Below are 17,012 nucleotides of genomic sequence, written 5' to 3' on the forward strand. Positions count from 1 at the left end.
GTCTTGTTGCCCGGTGGCGCTTGCGCTTACCGGGCCTGGAAATGAGCACACATCCACATCGTAGGCCGGGTAAGCGCAAGCGTCACCCGGCTTTTTTACAGCACCATCACCCCATCCTCGGTTTTCAACCAACGCGGCGCTTTCAGCGTGTCGGCGAAATAGCCCACCAAATCCTGCAGCAAATCACCCGCTACTCGCTCCATATCATCAGAAAGCGTTTTGCTCATCAGTAAATGCGTCAAAAGCTGGCAGTAACGCCCCATCTGGTCTGTCTCAGGCTCGAAAAGGGGAAAACGGGTCGGGAATGTTTCTACCGTCAGACTGGCCTGCAGATGCTGCGGTACAGGCTCCGTTAAGGTCGGTTGCAATAACGCGAGACAGGCCGACAGACGTGCACAAATCGCCAGTTTTTCAACCGGGTCATGGCATTCAACCAGTCCTTCGACAAAACGCTCGCAGTTATCCGCCAGTTCGGTGAAATCCGTGGCATGGCTAAAGGGCAGGGTAAATAAAGAGTGTGAAAAGAGAGGGGTAGTCGCCATAGGGCAGCCTCCAATGAGTGAAATTTACCACCACCGAAGGGACCAACCTTTGGGTGGCGGACTGAACGGAGTTGGTCCTACCGGCCTCATTGGATACCGGCGCGCCTTACGACGCCACCGTCCAGCCCACCATTGAGGTGTAGCTGGTCGCACGATAAAAGTGAATTTTATCGCGAATGAGGTAATCAGGGGACCAATCCTGTCACCTGATTTTGCAGGTGAATCGAGAAGATAATGCTAATCCGCGATGCTGACAAGAGGGCATTCCGGAAGGCGCTTCGCAGAAATGAAAATACGTTATATCAGCGACTTAAAAGCATAAGGAATACCTGAAATTACAGCGCAATGCCGTTCAGTTAAACATGTAGGGTGAACATGTGATTATTGCTCAGGTTTCCGTTCACCTCAGTGGTGTCATTTCTCTGAAGCGCTGATACCCGTGAACGTGCAAGGGAGGCTCACCGCCGCCTCCCTTGCAACCCAGGCTCCCGGCGGGAAAATCGTCGCTGCGCGATGTATTCGTCTTATGCCGTCTGCCTGTCGGGTCGGGGCCGAGCCTGCATCCATGCAGGCCGTCCCCTCTGCCCGCATCCTTGCGGGCAGCCCCGGTCAGCCGTCAACGCCTCATCGATTTTCAGCCGGACCAGGGTGTCGCTTCAGCGATCTGGCTTTCAGCTATATCCGTTTTGCTGTTCAGAGGTATTCAAGTAAAAGCTCAGGTGGTCAGGTGTGGGCTGGTCCGGCTGAAAATTGCCGACGCGTTTCCGTAAGGCTGGGAGAACCCGCAGGGATGCGGGTTCAGGGCGCGTTTTGCATGGACGCTGCCTCGCGCCCGGCCCGGTAGCCTGGAGGAATAAGTGGAGGGAACCACGAAGTGGCAATTTTCCTGCCGGGAGCCGGGATTGTTAAGGGGGCTGCGTAGCCCCCTTAACACGTTCACTGGTGACGAGATCTCAGAGAAGCAATGAACATAACGTGAACGGAATCGTTCTCTGAAATGCCATGCTCTCCAGCTTCAAAACGGTCACCCCTTCATCCACATCCGTACGCCGTCGAGGAACATCTGGGTGGCCATCATCACCAGAATCAGCCCCATCAGGCGCTCCAGCGCGTTCACCCCTTTCTCCCCCAGCAGACGCAAAAACAGCGACGACTGCAACAGAATCACAAACGTACCGCCCCAGGCGATCAGCAGGGCGATTACCAGATGCCCCATCTGATTAGGATACTGATGCGACAACAGCATTAGTGAAGCCAGGATTGTTGGACCCGCTACCAGCGGGATCGCCAGCGGAACGATAAACGGCTCTTCACCCGCCGGAAGCCCGGTGCTATTCCCGGTGGCGCTGGGGAAAATCATCTTAATGGCGATCAGGAACAAAATGATGCCCCCGGAGATAGAAACGGTTTCCGCGCGCAGGTTAAGAAATGCCAGAATTTTCTCGCCCGCAAACAGGAATATCAGCATCACCAACAGCGCAATGAACAGCTCGCGAATCATAATCGCGCGGCGGCGTTTTGGTTCGGTATGTTTCAATACGGACATGAAAATGGGCAGATTTCCGAGTGGATCCATAATCAGGATCAATAAAACTGCCGCTGAAATGATTTCATTCATAACTCAAATTCCCTGATAATTACCACGGACTTTCTGCTTGCTTGCGCAGCGGGATAAGTCGCATTACTGATGGCTTCGCTATCATTGATTAATTTCACTTGCGACTTTGGCTGCATTTTGTATGGTGAAGGATATGCCACCAGGACACTGGCATACATACACAGCACACATCTCTGCAGGAAAAAAACGCTATGAAAAATGTTGGTTTTATCGGCTGGCGCGGTATGGTCGGCTCTGTTCTCATGCAACGCATGGTTGAGGAGCGTGACTTCGACGCCATTCGCCCTGTTTTCTTTTCTACTTCCCAGCTCGGGCAGGCGGCACCGACATTCGGTGGAACCGCGACCGGCACGCTTCAGGACGCTTTTGATCTGGATGCGCTGAAGGCGCTCGATATCATCGTGACCTGTCAGGGCGGCGATTATACCAACGAAATCTATCCAAAGCTTCGTGAAAGCGGTTGGCAGGGTTACTGGATCGACGCGGCCTCTTCGCTGCGTATGAAAGACGATGCCATCATTATTCTCGATCCGGTTAACCAGGATGTCATCACCGATGGCCTGAATAAAGGGATTAAGACCTTTGTCGGCGGTAACTGTACCGTTAGCCTGATGCTGATGTCCCTCGGTGGCCTGTTTGCCAACGACCTGGTCGACTGGGTCTCCGTGGCGACCTATCAGGCGGCTTCCGGCGGCGGCGCGCGTCATATGCGCGAGCTGTTGTCTCAGATGGGTCATCTGTATGGCCATGTGGCCGATGAACTGGCGACCCCATCCTCTGCTATTCTCGATATCGAACGTAAAGTAACGACGCTGTCCCGCAGCGGCGAACTGCCGGTTGATAACTTCGGCGTACCGCTGGCCGGTAGCCTGATTCCGTGGATCGACAAACAGCTCGATAACGGTCAGAGCCGTGAAGAGTGGAAGGGACAGGCGGAAACCAACAAAATTCTCAACACGTCTTCCGTGATCCCGGTTGATGGTCTGTGCGTGCGCGTCGGCGCGTTGCGCTGCCACAGCCAGGCGTTCACCATCAAACTGAAAAAAGATGTGTCTATTCCGACCGTGGAAGAACTGCTGGCGGCGCACAACCCGTGGGCGAAAGTAGTACCAAACGATCGTGAAATCACCATGCGTGAGTTAACCCCGGCGGCCGTTACCGGCACGTTGACCACGCCAGTAGGTCGTCTGCGTAAGCTGAATATGGGACCGGAGTTCCTGTCAGCCTTTACCGTAGGTGACCAGCTGCTTTGGGGTGCTGCGGAGCCATTGCGCCGCATGTTACGTCAACTGGCGTAATGGTTTGTTAATGATCAAAGGGTGCTGAGTCACCCTTTTTTTTGCGTAATACAGGAGTAAGCGCAGATGTTTCATTTTTTACCGGGAGTAAGATAAAGCATTGGCTATTCTTTAAGGGTGACTTAGTACCGGAGGTATTAAGTTGTTGCCTGAAGGTGGGACGACGCAGAGAGGATGCACAATTGTGCTGCGCCGTTCAGGTCAAAAAAAGTGTCGCTACCTGATGTCGAAAATCAGTTGGAAGGGGTGACACCATAAAACAGGATGACAACCATGTCCGTTCGTATCGATAGAGACGTGATTAATGCGCTAATTGCAGGCCATTTTGCGGATCCTTTTTCCGTACTCGGTATGCACCAAACTGACGCTGGACTTGAAGTCCGCGCCCTATTACCTGACGCCACCGAAGTGTGGGTGATCGAACCCAAAACCGGACGCAAAGTCGGCAAGCTGGATTGCCTCGACTCTCGTGGTTTTTTCTGTGCAGTACTTCCCCGCCGTAAAAATTTCTTTCGCTATCAGTTGGCCGTTGTCTGGCATGGACAGCAGAATCTGATTGATGACCCTTATCGTTTTGGCCCATTGATCCAGGATATGGATGCCTGGCTGCTATCTGAAGGTACGCACCTGCGACCTTACGAAACGCTGGGCGCGCATGCGGATACCATGGATGGCGTAACCGGCACGCGCTTCTCTGTCTGGGCACCTAACGCTCAACGCGTGTCAGTGGTTGGGCAGTTCAACTACTGGGATGGCCGTCGCCACCCGATGCGCCTGCGCAAAGAAAGCGGTATCTGGGAGCTGTTTATCCCCGGCGCGCAGCATGGCCAGCTGTATAAATATGAGATGATCGATGCCAACGGTAAGCTGCGAATCAAAGCGGACCCTTACGCCTTCGAAGCGCAAATGCGCCCGGAAACCGCGTCGCTTATCTGTGGTCTGCCGGAAAAAGTGGTGCAGAGCGAGGAGCGTAAAAAAGCCAACCAGTTTGATGCGCCAATATCTATCTATGAAGTGCACCTGGGTTCATGGCGTCGTCATACCGATAACAACTTCTGGCTGAGCTACCGCGAGCTGGCGGATCAACTGGTGCCTTACGCCAAGTGGATGGGCTTTACCCACCTTGAACTGTTGCCGATTAACGAGCATCCGTTCGACGGTAGCTGGGGTTACCAACCTACCGGCATGTATGCGCCGACCCGTCGATTTGGTACGCGCGATGACTTCCGCTATTTTGTGAATGCCGCGCATCAGGCGGGGCTGAACGTCATTCTTGACTGGGTGCCGGGCCATTTCCCGTCGGACGACTTTGGTCTGGCAGAATTTGATGGCACCAGGCTGTATGAGCACAGCGATCCGCGAGAAGGGTATCACCAGGACTGGAACACGCTGATCTACAACTATGGCCGCCGTGAAGTCAGCAACTATCTGGTGGGCAACGCCCTGTACTGGATTGAGCGCTTTGGTATCGACGCGCTGCGCGTGGATGCCGTGGCATCGATGATTTATCGCGACTACAGCCGTAAAGAAGGGGAATGGGTCCCGAACGAATTTGGTGGTCGTGAAAACCTCGAAGCCATTGAGTTTTTACGCAATACCAACCGTATTCTTGGCGAACAGGTGCCTGGTGCGGTGAGCATGGCGGAAGAGTCCACTGACTTTGCCGGCGTTTCAAGACCGCAGGACATGGGCGGTTTAGGGTTCTGGTATAAGTGGAACCTCGGCTGGATGCACGACACGCTGGACTACATGAAACTGGATCCGGTTTATCGCCAACATCACCACGATAAGCTGACCTTCGGCATGCTGTACAACTACACCGAGAACTTTGTCCTGCCGTTGTCGCACGATGAAGTGGTGCACGGCAAGAAATCGATTCTCGACCGCATGCCGGGCGATGCGTGGCAGAAATTTGCCAACCTGCGCGCCTACTACGGCTGGATGTGGGCCTTCCCCGGTAAGAAACTGCTGTTTATGGGCAACGAGTTTGCGCAGGGACGTGAATGGAACCATGACGCCAGCCTCGACTGGCACCTGCTGGAAGGCGGTGATAACTGGCATCACGGCGTACAGCGTCTGGTGCGCGATCTGAACCTCACCTATCGTCATCACAAAGCGCTGCACGAGCTCGACTTTGACGCCTATGGCTTTGAGTGGCTGGTGGTGGATGACAAAGAACGTTCGGTGCTGGCTTTCGTGCGTCGTGACAAGGTCGGCAATGAAATCATCGTGGTCAGTAACTTTACGCCTGTGCCCCGCCACGGCTATCGCTTCGGTATCAATCAGCCGGGGAAATGGCGTGAGATCCTCAATACCGATTCGATGCATTACCACGGCAGCAATACTGGCAACGGCGGTGCGGTGCACAGTGATGAAATCGCCAGTCATGGTCGTCAGCATTCACTGAGCCTCACGTTGCCGCCGTTGGCAACGATCTGGCTGGTTCGGGAGGGGGAATGACGCAACTGGCAACCGGCAACGCCACCCCCCATGGTGCAACGTATGACGGCCATGGCGTTAATTTTACTCTCTTCTCAGCCCACGCTGAACGCGTTGAATTATGCGTATTTGACGAGGACGGTTGCGAACTCCGCTACGACCTGCCGGGGCGTAGCGGCGATGTCTGGCACGGCTATCTGGCCAACGCCCGGCCCGGTCTGCGCTATGGCTATCGCGTTCATGGCCCATGGCAACCGCAGCAGGGCCACCGGTTTAACCCAGCCAAGCTGCTGCTCGACCCTTGCGCCCGTAGGGTCGAGGGCGAGTTAAAAGATAACCCGCTGCTGCACGGCGGGCTAAATGAACCGGATCACCATGATAATGCCACCATCGCGCTGAAGGGCGTGGTGGTGTCCGACCATTATGACTGGGAGGATGATGCCCCGCCGCGCACGCCGTGGGGCAATACCGTGATTTACGAAGCGCATGTCAAAGGGTTGACGTATTTGCATCCTGACCTGCCGGAAGAGATTCGCGGAACCTACAAAGCGCTGGGTCATCCGGTAATGATCGACTATTTCAAGCGTCTCGGCATTACCGCGCTGGAGCTGCTGCCGGTGGCGCATTTTGCCAGCGAACCGCGACTTCAGCGGCTGGGCCTGTCGAACTACTGGGGCTACAACCCGGTGGCCATGTTCGCGCTGCATCCGGCCTATGCCTGTTCGCCGGAGAGTGCGCTTGATGAGTTTCGCGACGCGGTAAAAGCGCTGCACAAAGCGGGGATTGAGGTCATTCTCGATATCGTTTTGAACCACAGCGCCGAGCTGGATCTCGAAGGGCCTGTCTTCTCGCTGCGCGGAATTGATAACCGTAGCTATTATTGGATCAGGGACGATGGTGATTACTACAACTGGACCGGTTGTGGGAACACCCTCAATTTGAGCCATCCCGGCGTTGTGGAATACGCATGTGAATGCCTGCGCTATTGGGTTGAAACCTGCCATGTAGATGGTTTTCGTTTTGATTTGGCTTCCGTCATGGGGCGTACACCTGCGTTTCGTCAGGATGCGCCGCTGTTTACCGCGATCCAAACCTGTCCGCTGCTCTCACGCGTGAAGCTGATTGCGGAACCGTGGGATATTGGTGAAGGCGGGTATCAGGTGGGGAATTTCCCCCCTCCGTTTGCCGAGTGGAATGACCATTTCCGCGATGCGACGCGACGCTTTTGGCTCCAGCGTAATCTCTCGTTGGGCGAGTTTGCCGGGCGTTTTGCCGCATCCAGCGATGTGTTTAAACGCCAGGGTCGCAAACCCAGCGCCACGGTCAATCTGGTGACCGCGCACGACGGTTTTACGCTACGCGACTGTGTGTGCTTCACAAATAAGCACAATGAAGCGAATGGTGAGGAAAATCGCGACGGCACTAGCAATAACTACAGCGACAATCATGGTAAAGAAGGATTAGGCGGCACGCTGGACCTGATTGAGCGACGGCGCGACAGCATTCATGCGCTGTTAACTACGCTGTTGCTCTCTCAGGGGACGCCGATGTTGCTGGCGGGCGATGAGCATGGTCATAGCCAGCACGGCAACAATAACGCTTACTGTCAGGATAACGCCTTAACGTGGCTGGACTGGCAGCAGGCAAACAGTGGGCTAACCACATTTACCGCCGCGCTGATTCATCTGCGCCGGCAAATCCCTGCATTAACAGGGGATTGCTGGTGGGAAGAGGGCGATGGCAATGTTCGTTGGCTGAATAAGTACGCACAACCCTTAAGTGCGGATGAGTGGCAAAACGGCCCGAGGCAGATGCAAATCCAGCTTTCAGACCGTTTTCTGATTGCAATAAACGCCACGCTTGAGGTGACAGATATCGTTTTACCTGAAGGGGAATGGCATGCCATTCCCCCATTTGCCGGAGAGGATAATCCGGTGCTTACGGCTGTCTGGCAGGGACCTGCGCACGGACTGTGTGTGTTCCAGAGAAGATAAAAAAGGAGTTAGTCATGGTGAGTTTAGAGAAGAACGATCGTGTAATGTTGGCGCGCCAGCTGCCATTAAAATCTGTTGCCCTGATCCTGGCCGGTGGCCGCGGTACCCGCTTAAAAGATTTGACCAACAAACGTGCCAAACCTGCTGTGCACTTTGGCGGTAAGTTCCGCATTATCGATTTTGCCTTATCCAACTGTATTAACTCCGGGATCCGCCGTATCGGCGTGATCACTCAGTACCAGTCCCACACGCTGGTGCAGCATATTCAGCGCGGCTGGTCGTTCTTTAGCGAAGAGATGAACGAGTTTGTCGATTTGCTGCCTGCCCAGCAGAGAATGCAGGGTGAAAACTGGTATCGCGGAACGGCGGATGCGGTGACCCAAAACCTGGACATCATTCGACGCTATAAAGCGGAATACGTGGTGATCCTCGCGGGCGATCATATTTATAAGCAGGACTACTCACGCATGCTGATCGACCACGTCGAGAAGGGCGCGCGTTGCACCGTGGCCTGTATGCCAGTGCCTATTGAAGAGGCCAGCGCGTTTGGCGTGATGGACGTGGACGACACCGATAAAATTATCGAGTTCGTTGAAAAACCCGCCAACCCACCAGCGATGCCAGGCGACCCGACCAAATCTCTTGCCAGTATGGGGATCTACATTTTCAACGCCGATTATCTGTATGAACTGCTGGCGGAAGATGATCTCGATGAAAAATCCAGTCACGATTTTGGCAAAGACATTATCCCGAAAATCACCGAAGCTGGCATGGCATATGCGCATCCATTCCCGTTGTCCTGCGTGCAGTCTGACCCGGAATCCGAACCGTACTGGCGCGATGTGGGGACGCTGGAAGCCTACTGGAAGGCGAACCTTGATCTGGCTTCGGTGACGCCTGAACTGGATATGTACGACCAGGACTGGCCAATCCGAACGCACATGGAATCGCTGCCACCGGCGAAATTTGTGCAGGACCGTTCCGGTAGCCACGGAATGACGCTGAACTCGCTGGTTTCTGGCGGATGCATAATTTCAGGTTCGGTGGTGGTGCAGTCGGTTCTGTTCCCGCGAGTGCGGGTGAATTCATTCTGTAACATTGATTCGGCAGTGTTGTTACCTGAAGTGTGGGTGGGACGTTCGTGCCGTTTACGTCGTTGCATTATCGACCGCGCCTGCGTTATTCCTGAAGGCATGGTGATAGGTGAAAACGCGGAAGAAGATGCGCGTCGTTTCTACCGTTCAGAGGAAGGCATTGTGCTGGTCACGCGTGAAATGCTGCGCAAACTGCAGATCAAACAGGAGCGATAATGCAGGTTTTACACGTTTGTTCAGAGATGTTCCCCCTGTTAAAAACCGGGGGACTGGCGGATGTTATTGGGGCGTTACCTGCCGCGCAAATTGCGGACGGCGTGGATGCCCGCGTGTTGCTCCCGGCGTTTCCTGATATTCGTCGCGGCATTCCCGATGCACAGGTCGTGACGCGTCGCGATACCTTCGCTGGACGTATCACGCTGCTTTTCGGGCATTTCAACGGTGTGGGTATTTACCTGATTGACGCGCCGCATCTCTACGACCGTCCCGGTAGCCCGTATCACGACACCAACCTGTTTGCGTATACCGATAACGTCCTGCGTTTTGCGTTGCTTGGCTGGGCCGGATGTGAAATGGCCTGCGGCCTTGACCCATTCTGGCGCCCGGATGTGGTGCATGCGCACGACTGGCATGCCGGTCTGGCCCCGGCGTATCTGGCGGCGCGCGGCCATCCGGCGAAATCGGTGTTCACCGTACACAACCTGGCGTATCAAGGCATGTTTTATGCAAAGCATATGGATGACATCCAATTGCCATGGTCGTTCTTTAATGTGCACGGGCTGGAGTTTAACGGCCAGATTTCGTTCCTGAAGGCAGGATTGTACTACGCAGACCACATTACGGCGGTGAGTCCAACTTACGCGCGGGAGATTACCGAACCGCAGTTTGCCTATGGTATGGAAGGTCTGTTGCAGCAGCGTCATCGGGAAGGACGGCTTTCCGGCGTGCTGAACGGTGTGGATGAAAAAATCTGGAGCCCGGAAACCGACCTGCTGCTGGCGTCGCGCTATACGCGTGACACTCTGGAAGAAAAGGCGGAGAACAAACGGCAGCTACAGATCGCGATGGGACTTAAGGTTAACGATAAAGTGCCGCTGTTTGCCGTAGTCAGTCGCCTGACCAGTCAGAAAGGGTTGGATCTGGTGCTGGAGGCTCTGCCGGGTCTGTTAGAGCAGGGGGGGCAACTGGCGTTACTTGGCGCGGGCGATCCGGTGTTGCAGGAAGGTTTCCTCGCCGCGGCGGCGGAACATCCGGGGCAAGTGGGCGTGCAGATTGGTTATCACGAAGCCTTCTCGCACCGCATCATGGGTGGGGCCGATGTGATATTGGTTCCCAGCCGTTTTGAGCCATGTGGCTTAACGCAGTTGTATGGACTGAAGTACGGCACGCTGCCGCTGGTGCGGCGCACCGGTGGGCTGGCTGATACGGTCTCTGACAGTTCGCTGGAAAACCTGGCGGATGGTATCGCCAGTGGGTTTGTATTTGAAGATAGTAATGCCTGGTCGCTACTACGCGCGATCCGGCGTGCTTTCGTATTGTGGTCCCGGCCTTCGCTGTGGCGGTTTGTACAACGTCAGGCCATGACCATGGATTTTAGCTGGCAAGTCGCGGCGAAGTCATACCGTGAGCTTTACTATCGCTTGAAATAGATATCCAGGAATCACCTATATGAATGCTCCATTTACTTATGCATCGCCCACACTCAGCGTAGAGGCACTTAAGCATTCTATCGCCTACAAGCTGATGTTCACGATTGGTAAGGACCCGGTCATTGCCAATAAACATGAGTGGCTGAACGCCACGTTGTTCGCGGTGCGCGATCGTCTCGTGGAGCGCTGGCTGCGTTCTAATCGTGCGCAATTATCCCAGGAAACTCGCCAGGTTTATTACCTGTCTATGGAGTTTTTGATTGGCCGCACGCTTTCCAATGCACTGTTATCGTTGGGTATTTATGACGATGTCAAAAATGCGCTGGAAGGTATGGGGTTGGATCTTGAAGATCTGATCGATGAAGAAAATGACCCGGGTCTTGGCAACGGCGGCCTCGGGCGCCTGGCGGCCTGCTTCCTGGACTCACTGGCAACGCTGGGACTGCCGGGACGCGGCTACGGTATTCGTTATGACTACGGCATGTTCAAGCAAAACATTGTTGATGGCCGACAGAAAGAGTCGCCGGACTACTGGCTGGAATACGGTAACCCATGGGAGTTCAAACGCCACAATACGCGCTACAAAGTGCGCTTTGGCGGGCGTATACAGCAGGAAGGCAAGAAAACGCGCTGGATAGAAACCGAAGAGATCCTCGCGGTTGCCTACGACCAGATTATCCCCGGTTACGACACCGATGCCACCAACACGCTGCGCCTGTGGAATGCCCAGGCCAGTAGCGAGATCAACCTCGGTAAATTTAACCAGGGCGACTACTTTGCGGCGGTGGAAGATAAAAACCACTCCGAGAACGTCTCCCGCGTGCTCTATCCGGATGACTCCACCTATTCAGGACGCGAGCTGCGCTTGCGCCAGGAGTATTTCCTGGTCTCCTCCACGGTGCAGGACATTCTGAATCGTCATTATCAACTGCACAAAACCTACGATAATCTGGCGGATAAAATCGCCATTCACCTCAACGACACCCACCCGGTGCTGTCGATCCCTGAGCTGATGCGTCTGTTGATTGATGAGCACAAGTTCAGTTGGGATGATGCGTTTGAAGTGTGCTGTCAGGTTTTCTCGTATACCAACCACACTTTGATGAGCGAAGCGCTGGAGACCTGGCCGGTGGATATGCTGGGCAAAATTCTGCCGCGCCATCTGCAAATCATTTTTGAGATTAACGACTACTTCCTGAAAACGCTGCAGGAGCAGTATCCGAACGATACCGGTCTGCTGGGGCGGACGTCGATTATCGATGAATCTAACGGCCGCCGGGTGCGTATGGCATGGCTGGCGGTCGTGGTGAGCCACAAGGTTAATGGTGTGTCTGAACTGCACTCCAACCTGATGGTGCAGTCGCTATTTGCTGACTTTGCGAAGATCTTCCCGACCCGCTTCTGCAACGTTACCAACGGCGTGACGCCGCGTCGCTGGCTGGCGCTGGCTAACCCGCCGCTCTCTGAGGTGCTGGATGAGAATATTGGCCGCACCTGGCGTACCGATCTCAGCCAGTTGAGCGAGCTTGAACAGCACTGCGATTTCCCGTTGGTGAACCAGGCGGTACGCCGGGCGAAGCTGGAGAACAAAAAACGTCTGGCCACGCTCATTGCCCAGCAGCTTAACGTGGTAGTGAATCCGAAATCGCTGTTTGACGTACAGATCAAGCGTATTCACGAATACAAACGTCAGCTGATGAACGTGCTGCATGTGATCACCCGCTACAACCGCATTAAGGCCGATCCTGACGCCGAGTGGGTGCCGCGTGTGAATATCTTCGCCGGTAAAGCGGCTTCGGCCTATTACATGGCGAAGCACATCATTCATCTGATCAACGACGTCGCAAAAGTGATCAATAACGATCCGCAAATTGGCGACAAACTGAAAGTGGTGTTTATCCCCAATTACAGCGTCAGCCTGGCGCAGGTAATAATTCCAGCTGCCGACCTGTCTGAGCAGATTTCACTGGCCGGGACCGAAGCCTCCGGGACCAGTAACATGAAATTTGCGCTGAATGGCGCGTTGACCATCGGTACGCTGGATGGTGCCAACGTCGAGATGCTGGAACATGTGGGCGCAGAAAATATCTTTATCTTTGGTAATACGGCGGAAGAGGTTGAAGCCTTGCGTAGTCAAGGCTATAAGCCGCGTGAATATTACGAGAAAGACGAGGAGTTGCACCAGGTGCTGACGCAGATCGGCAGCGGCGTATTCAGCCCGGAGGAGCCGGGACGCTATCGCGACCTGGTGGACTCATTGATCAACTTTGGCGACCACTATCAGGTGCTGGCGGATTATCGCAGTTACGTTGATTGTCAGGATAAGGTTGATGAACTGTATCGTCACCCGGAAGAGTGGACTACCAAATCGATGATTAATATCGCCAACATGGGTTACTTCTCATCGGACAGGACGATCAAAGAGTACGCCGAAAACATCTGGCATATTGATTCGGTGCGGTTGTAAAACACGAGGCCGGGGGCGCTTCGCTTGCCCGGCCTACGTTTATGCACTTTTGTAGGCCGGATAAAGCGTCGCCGCCATCCGGCATTTTTATCAGGACGCCAGCGACAGCTGGTGCTTCTCAATGTATTCTGCCAGCCACTGGGTCATGCGCGACTGCTGCTCAGCGTTCAGCCACATACCTTCTTTCGTGCGACGCCACAACGCATCTTCTGCACGACGAACCCATTCGTGATCGACCAGATATTTCAGCTCGGCTTCATAAAACTCATGGCCAAAGTCTTCACCTAACTCGGCAAGCGAGGTGGCTTCGCCGATGACCCATTCGGTGTTGCTGCCGTAGGTGCGAGAATAATGGCGCGCCAGCGACTCGGTCAGGAACGGGTAGCGACGGCGCAGTTTGGCCGCGTAGTCTTCGCGATCGCCGCCAATGTCACCGCCGGGCAGAATGCACTCTTTGGTCCACGCCGGGCCGATGCCCTGATAGTACGACGCCAGTTTTTCCATCGCATGTTCAGCCAGCTTACGATAGGTCGTCAGCTTACCGCCAAAGACCGACAGCAGCGGCGCTTTGCCGTTTTCGTCGTGGATATCCAGCGTGTAATCACGGGTGATCGCCTGCGGTGAGTCAGACTCGTCATCGCACAGCGGACGCACGCCCGAGTAAGTCCAGACGATATCATCACGGCCCAGCTGCTTCTTAAAGTGCGCGTTGTAAACCTTCAGCAGGTAATTGATCTCGCTTTCATCAATTTTCACGGCTTTCGGATCGCCTTTGTATTCAACGTCTGTCGTCCCGATGATCGAGAATTCGTCCATCCATGGGATGACAAACACAATGCGTTTATCTTCGTTTTGCAGAATATAAGCCTGCTTCTGGGTATGTACACGCGGCACCACGATGTGGCTGCCTTTAATCAGGCGAATACCGTACGGTGATGGCAGGTGCATACCGTCGTCAAAGAACTCTTTCACCCACGGACCGGTGGCGTTGACTAGGCCACGCGCCTGCCAGGTGTGTTTTTTGCCGGTATCGATATCTTCAGCTTCAACAATCCACAAACCGTTTTCACGGCGAGCAGAGGTGGCGCGAGTGCGGGTTAATACTTCTCCGCCTTTGCGTACGACCATTTGGGCGTTTGCCAAAACCAGTCGTGCATCGTCTACCCAGCAGTCAGAATATTCGAAACCGCGCACAATCTCAGGTTTCATTACGGAATCTGCGCCAAAACGCAAACCGGTAGAACTTGGCAAACTGGTGCGTTTGCCCAGATGATCGTACATAAACAAACCAATGCGGATCATCCACGCCGGACGCAGGTGCGGGCGGTGGGGCAGACGAAAGCGCATCGGGAAGGCGATGTGTGGTGCCATTTTCAACAGCACTTCACGTTCGGCCAGCGCTTCGCTCACCAGACGAAATTCGTAGTGTTCCAGGTAGCGCAGGCCACCGTGGATGAGTTTGGAGCTAGCGGAAGAGGTGGCGCAGGCTAAATCCTGCGCTTCCAGCATCAGCACGGATAAACCGCGTCCAGCGGCATCTGCCGCGATACCGGCACCGTTGATGCCTCCACCTATCACAATCAGATCTTTGGTTTCCATGCTGGCCTCTCGCACTTTCGTTATAGCTCATTAATGTTCGTTATCGAGCATAATAGCAAAGAATCGCGCCATTGGTAACATCGGATAAACAATTTACAGTGATACATATAACATTATGGCGTTTAACTGCCGTCGGGACGTACACTAAGCAGTAACATGTCCGAAAAACGTCACCTGCCATAAAAAGAAGAGAGAGCAATGGATCAGTTTGAATGTATTAATGTCGAAGAAGCGCATCAGAAGCTGCATCAGGGGGCGGCGGTGTTAGTGGATATTCGCGACCCGCAAAGCTATGCAATGGGCCATGCCCCACAGGCATTTCATTTGACGAACGACACGCTGGGATCATTTATGCGCGAGCATGATTTCGACACTGCCGTGTTGGTGATGTGTTATCACGGCAACAGCAGTAAAGGCGCGGCGCAATATCTTCTGCAGCAGGGCTATGACGCGGTTTACAGCGTTGACGGCGGCTTCGATGCCTGGCATCGACATTTTCCGGCAGAAGTGGCATACGGTTCGTAAGCTAACAAAGATGCAGCCTGAAACGGGCAGGATAGATATACTGTCCTCTTTTGTGTGGAATAAGCGACAGCAACCATGTTGATGATTACCTCTTTTGCTAACCCCCGCGTGGCGCAGGCATTCGTTGATTATATGGCGACACAGGGCGTTATCCTGACGATTCAACAACATCAGCAAACGGATGTCTGGCTGGCGGATGAGTCCCAGGCTCAGCGCGTGCACGCTGAACTGGTGCGGTTTCTGGAAAATCCGGGCGATCCGCGCTACCTCGCGGCAAGCTGGCAGTCGGGTCAGACCGACAGCGGTCTGCGCTACCAACGTTATCCGTTCCTGGCCACATTGCGCGAACGCGCAGGTCCGGTAACCTGGTTGGTGATGGCCGCGTGTGTGCTGGTGTTTATCGCGATGAACGTGCTGGGCGACCAGGCTGTGATGCTCTGGCTGGCATGGCCGTTTGACCCTTCGCTGAAATTTGAATTCTGGCGTTATTTCACCCACGCTTTTATGCACTTCTCGCTGATGCATATTCTGTTCAACCTGCTGTGGTGGTGGTATCTCGGCGGTGCGGTTGAAAAGCGTCTGGGCAGTGGAAAACTGATTGTTATTACCGTGATCAGCGCCCTGTTGAGCGGCTATGTTCAGCAGAAATTTAGCGGCCCGTGGTTTGGTGGATTGTCTGGCGTGGTATATGCGCTGATGGGCTACGTGTGGTTGCGCGGCGAGCGCGATCCGCAGAGCGGTATTTTCCTGCAGCGTGGTTTGATTATCTTTGCCTTGATCTGGATTGTTGCCGGTTGGTTTGATCTATTCGGCATGTCGATGGCGAATGGCGCTCATATCGCCGGGTTGGCCGTGGGTTTGGCAATGGCGTTTGCCGATACTATAAATGTACGAAAACGAACTTGATTCAAGTTTTGTGGTGCCGGAAGGCGGTGTGCGTTTGGACCAATTTGTAGGCCGGATAAGCGTCAGCGCATCCGGCAAAATTTCAGGGAACAATAATGAAGCAAACACAACGACATGACGCGATTATCGAGCTGGTAAAAAAACAGGGATACGTCAGTACTGAAGAGCTGGTGGAGCATTTCTCCGTCAGCCCGCAGACGATTCGCCGCGATCTTAACGATCTGGCCGATCAGAACATGATTTTGCGCCATCACGGCGGCGCGGCGTTGCCATCCAGCTCCGTTAACACCCCGTGGCATGACCGTAAAGCAACGCAGACGGCGGAAAAAGAGCGCATTGCCCGCAAAGTTGCCACGCAGATCCCGAACGGTTCTACGCTGTTTATTGATATCGGAACCACGCCGGAAGCGGTGGCTCACGCGCTGCTCAATCACAGCAATTTACGCATTGTGACCAACAACCTCAATGTGGCGAATACGCTGATGGCGAAAGAGGATTTCCGCATAATCCTCGCCGGTGGCGAACTGCGTAGCCGCGACGGCGGTATTATGGGCGAAGCGACTCTCGACTTTATTTCTCAGTTCCGTCTGGACTTCGGCATCTTAGGCATCAGCGGTATCGACAGCGATGGTTCGCTGCTGGAATTTGATTATCACGAAGTTCGCACCAAACGCGCGATCATTGAGAATTCACGTCATGTGATGCTGGTGGTGGACCACTCGAAGTTTGGGCGTAACGCGATGGTGAATATGGGCAGCATCAGCATGGTGGATGCGGTGTATACCGATACGCTGCCGCCTGCTGGTGTGATGCAGGTGATTGCTGACCATCATATTCAGTTAGAGCTGTGCTAAGGTAATTCCAGGCCTGATAAGCGTCGC

At 54.3% G+C, this 17,012-nt stretch carries 12 protein-coding genes; 9 read left to right on the forward strand and 3 right to left on the reverse strand.

Going from position 1 to position 17,012, the window contains the following annotated elements; genetic code table 11:
* Positions 1-95 precede the first annotated feature (95 nt).
* Positions 96-542 carry a hypothetical protein gene (locus GFB57_RS06025; protein WP_003023478.1) on the reverse strand — a complete coding sequence of 149 codons (447 nt, stop codon included), beginning with the start codon at positions 540-542 and terminating at the stop codon, positions 96-98.
* 1,024 nt (positions 543-1,566) lie between these two features.
* A complete protein-coding gene (gene yhgN, locus GFB57_RS06030) occupies positions 1,567-2,160 on the reverse strand; it encodes an NAAT family transporter YhgN (RefSeq protein ID WP_003023480.1) in 594 nt (197 codons plus the stop codon).
* Between the two features lie 191 nt (positions 2,161-2,351).
* Here yhgN and asd point away from each other — a divergent pair, with 191 nt between their 5' ends.
* The 6 genes from asd (at position 2,352) to glgP (ending at position 13,101) form a co-directional block, all read left to right on the forward strand.
* A complete protein-coding gene (gene asd, locus GFB57_RS06035; RefSeq protein ID WP_003023482.1) occupies positions 2,352-3,458 on the forward strand; it encodes an aspartate-semialdehyde dehydrogenase in 1,107 nt (368 codons plus the stop codon).
* Between the two features lie 273 nt (positions 3,459-3,731).
* A complete protein-coding gene (gene glgB / locus GFB57_RS06040) occupies positions 3,732-5,918 on the forward strand; it encodes a 1,4-alpha-glucan branching enzyme (protein ID WP_003023485.1) in 2,187 nt (728 codons plus the stop codon).
* The gene (gene glgX / locus GFB57_RS06045; RefSeq protein ID WP_003023487.1) at positions 5,915-7,891 is read left to right on the forward strand and encodes a glycogen debranching protein GlgX; all 1,977 of its coding nucleotides are present in this window, start codon (positions 5,915-5,917) and stop codon (positions 7,889-7,891) included. Before glgB ends, glgX begins: the two co-directional genes overlap by 4 nt.
* A 14-nt stretch (positions 7,892-7,905) precedes the next feature.
* Positions 7,906-9,201, forward strand: coding sequence for a glucose-1-phosphate adenylyltransferase (glgC, locus tag GFB57_RS06050; protein WP_003023489.1), 1,296 nt, complete (start codon positions 7,906-7,908; stop codon positions 9,199-9,201).
* Positions 9,201-10,634: a glycogen synthase GlgA gene (gene glgA, locus GFB57_RS06055; RefSeq protein WP_003023490.1), complete on the forward strand. Its 1,434-nt coding sequence runs from the start codon at positions 9,201-9,203 to the stop codon at positions 10,632-10,634. The genes glgC and glgA overlap by 1 nt, the downstream gene beginning before the upstream one ends.
* Positions 10,635-10,653: 19 nt before the next feature.
* On the forward strand, positions 10,654-13,101 hold the full coding sequence (gene glgP / locus GFB57_RS06060; RefSeq protein WP_003023492.1) for a glycogen phosphorylase: 2,448 nt from the start codon (positions 10,654-10,656) through the stop codon (positions 13,099-13,101).
* A gap of 90 nt (positions 13,102-13,191) precedes the next feature.
* Here glgP and glpD read toward each other — a convergent pair whose 3' ends face one another.
* The gene (glpD, locus tag GFB57_RS06065) at positions 13,192-14,700 is read right to left on the reverse strand and encodes a glycerol-3-phosphate dehydrogenase (RefSeq protein ID WP_003023494.1); all 1,509 of its coding nucleotides are present in this window, start codon (positions 14,698-14,700) and stop codon (positions 13,192-13,194) included.
* Between the two features lie 198 nt (positions 14,701-14,898).
* On the opposite strand from glpD, the gene glpE reads away from it, so the two are divergent.
* From glpE to GFB57_RS06080, 3 genes are all read left to right on the forward strand, one after another.
* Positions 14,899-15,225, forward strand: a complete 327-nt coding sequence (gene glpE / locus GFB57_RS06070; protein ID WP_003023495.1) for a thiosulfate sulfurtransferase GlpE — start codon at positions 14,899-14,901, stop codon at positions 15,223-15,225.
* A gap of 75 nt (positions 15,226-15,300) precedes the next feature.
* Positions 15,301-16,131 (forward strand): rhomboid family intramembrane serine protease GlpG, encoded by an 831-nt coding sequence (gene glpG / locus GFB57_RS06075; RefSeq protein ID WP_003023496.1) that lies wholly within the window; start codon positions 15,301-15,303, stop codon positions 16,129-16,131.
* A 95-nt stretch (positions 16,132-16,226) separates the two neighbouring features.
* Positions 16,227-16,985, forward strand: a complete 759-nt coding sequence (locus tag GFB57_RS06080; protein WP_003023499.1) for a DeoR/GlpR family transcriptional regulator — start codon at positions 16,227-16,229, stop codon at positions 16,983-16,985.
* Positions 16,986-17,012 lie beyond the last annotated feature (27 nt).

This window comes from Citrobacter sp. S39, assembly GCF_009495675.1.
In the GTDB taxonomy this organism is placed as follows: Bacteria; Pseudomonadota; Gammaproteobacteria; order Enterobacterales; family Enterobacteriaceae; genus Citrobacter; species Citrobacter freundii.

Bases quoted from the DNA above. Each gene is read 5' to 3' on its own strand.
- glgA (WP_003023490.1), top strand. From the start codon at position 9,201: ATGCAGGTTTTACACGTTTGTTCAGAGATGTTCCCCCTGTTAAAAACC.
- glpG (WP_003023496.1), top strand. From the start codon at position 15,301: ATGTTGATGATTACCTCTTTTGCTAACCCCCGCGTGGCGCAGGCATTC.
- glgC (WP_003023489.1), top strand. From the start codon at position 7,906: ATGGTGAGTTTAGAGAAGAACGATCGTGTAATGTTGGCGCGCCAGCTG.
- glgB (WP_003023485.1), top strand. From the start codon at position 3,732: ATGTCCGTTCGTATCGATAGAGACGTGATTAATGCGCTAATTGCAGGC.
- glgX (WP_003023487.1), top strand. From the start codon at position 5,915: ATGACGCAACTGGCAACCGGCAACGCCACCCCCCATGGTGCAACGTAT.
- yhgN (WP_003023480.1), bottom strand. From the start codon at position 2,160: ATGAATGAAATCATTTCAGCGGCAGTTTTATTGATCCTGATTATGGAT.
- glpD (WP_003023494.1), bottom strand. From the start codon at position 14,700: ATGGAAACCAAAGATCTGATTGTGATAGGTGGAGGCATCAACGGTGCC.
- asd (WP_003023482.1), top strand. From the start codon at position 2,352: ATGAAAAATGTTGGTTTTATCGGCTGGCGCGGTATGGTCGGCTCTGTT.
- GFB57_RS06080 (WP_003023499.1), top strand. From the start codon at position 16,227: ATGAAGCAAACACAACGACATGACGCGATTATCGAGCTGGTAAAAAAA.
- GFB57_RS06025 (WP_003023478.1), bottom strand. From the start codon at position 542: ATGGCGACTACCCCTCTCTTTTCACACTCTTTATTTACCCTGCCCTTT.
- glgP (WP_003023492.1), top strand. From the start codon at position 10,654: ATGAATGCTCCATTTACTTATGCATCGCCCACACTCAGCGTAGAGGCA.
- glpE (WP_003023495.1), top strand. From the start codon at position 14,899: ATGGATCAGTTTGAATGTATTAATGTCGAAGAAGCGCATCAGAAGCTG.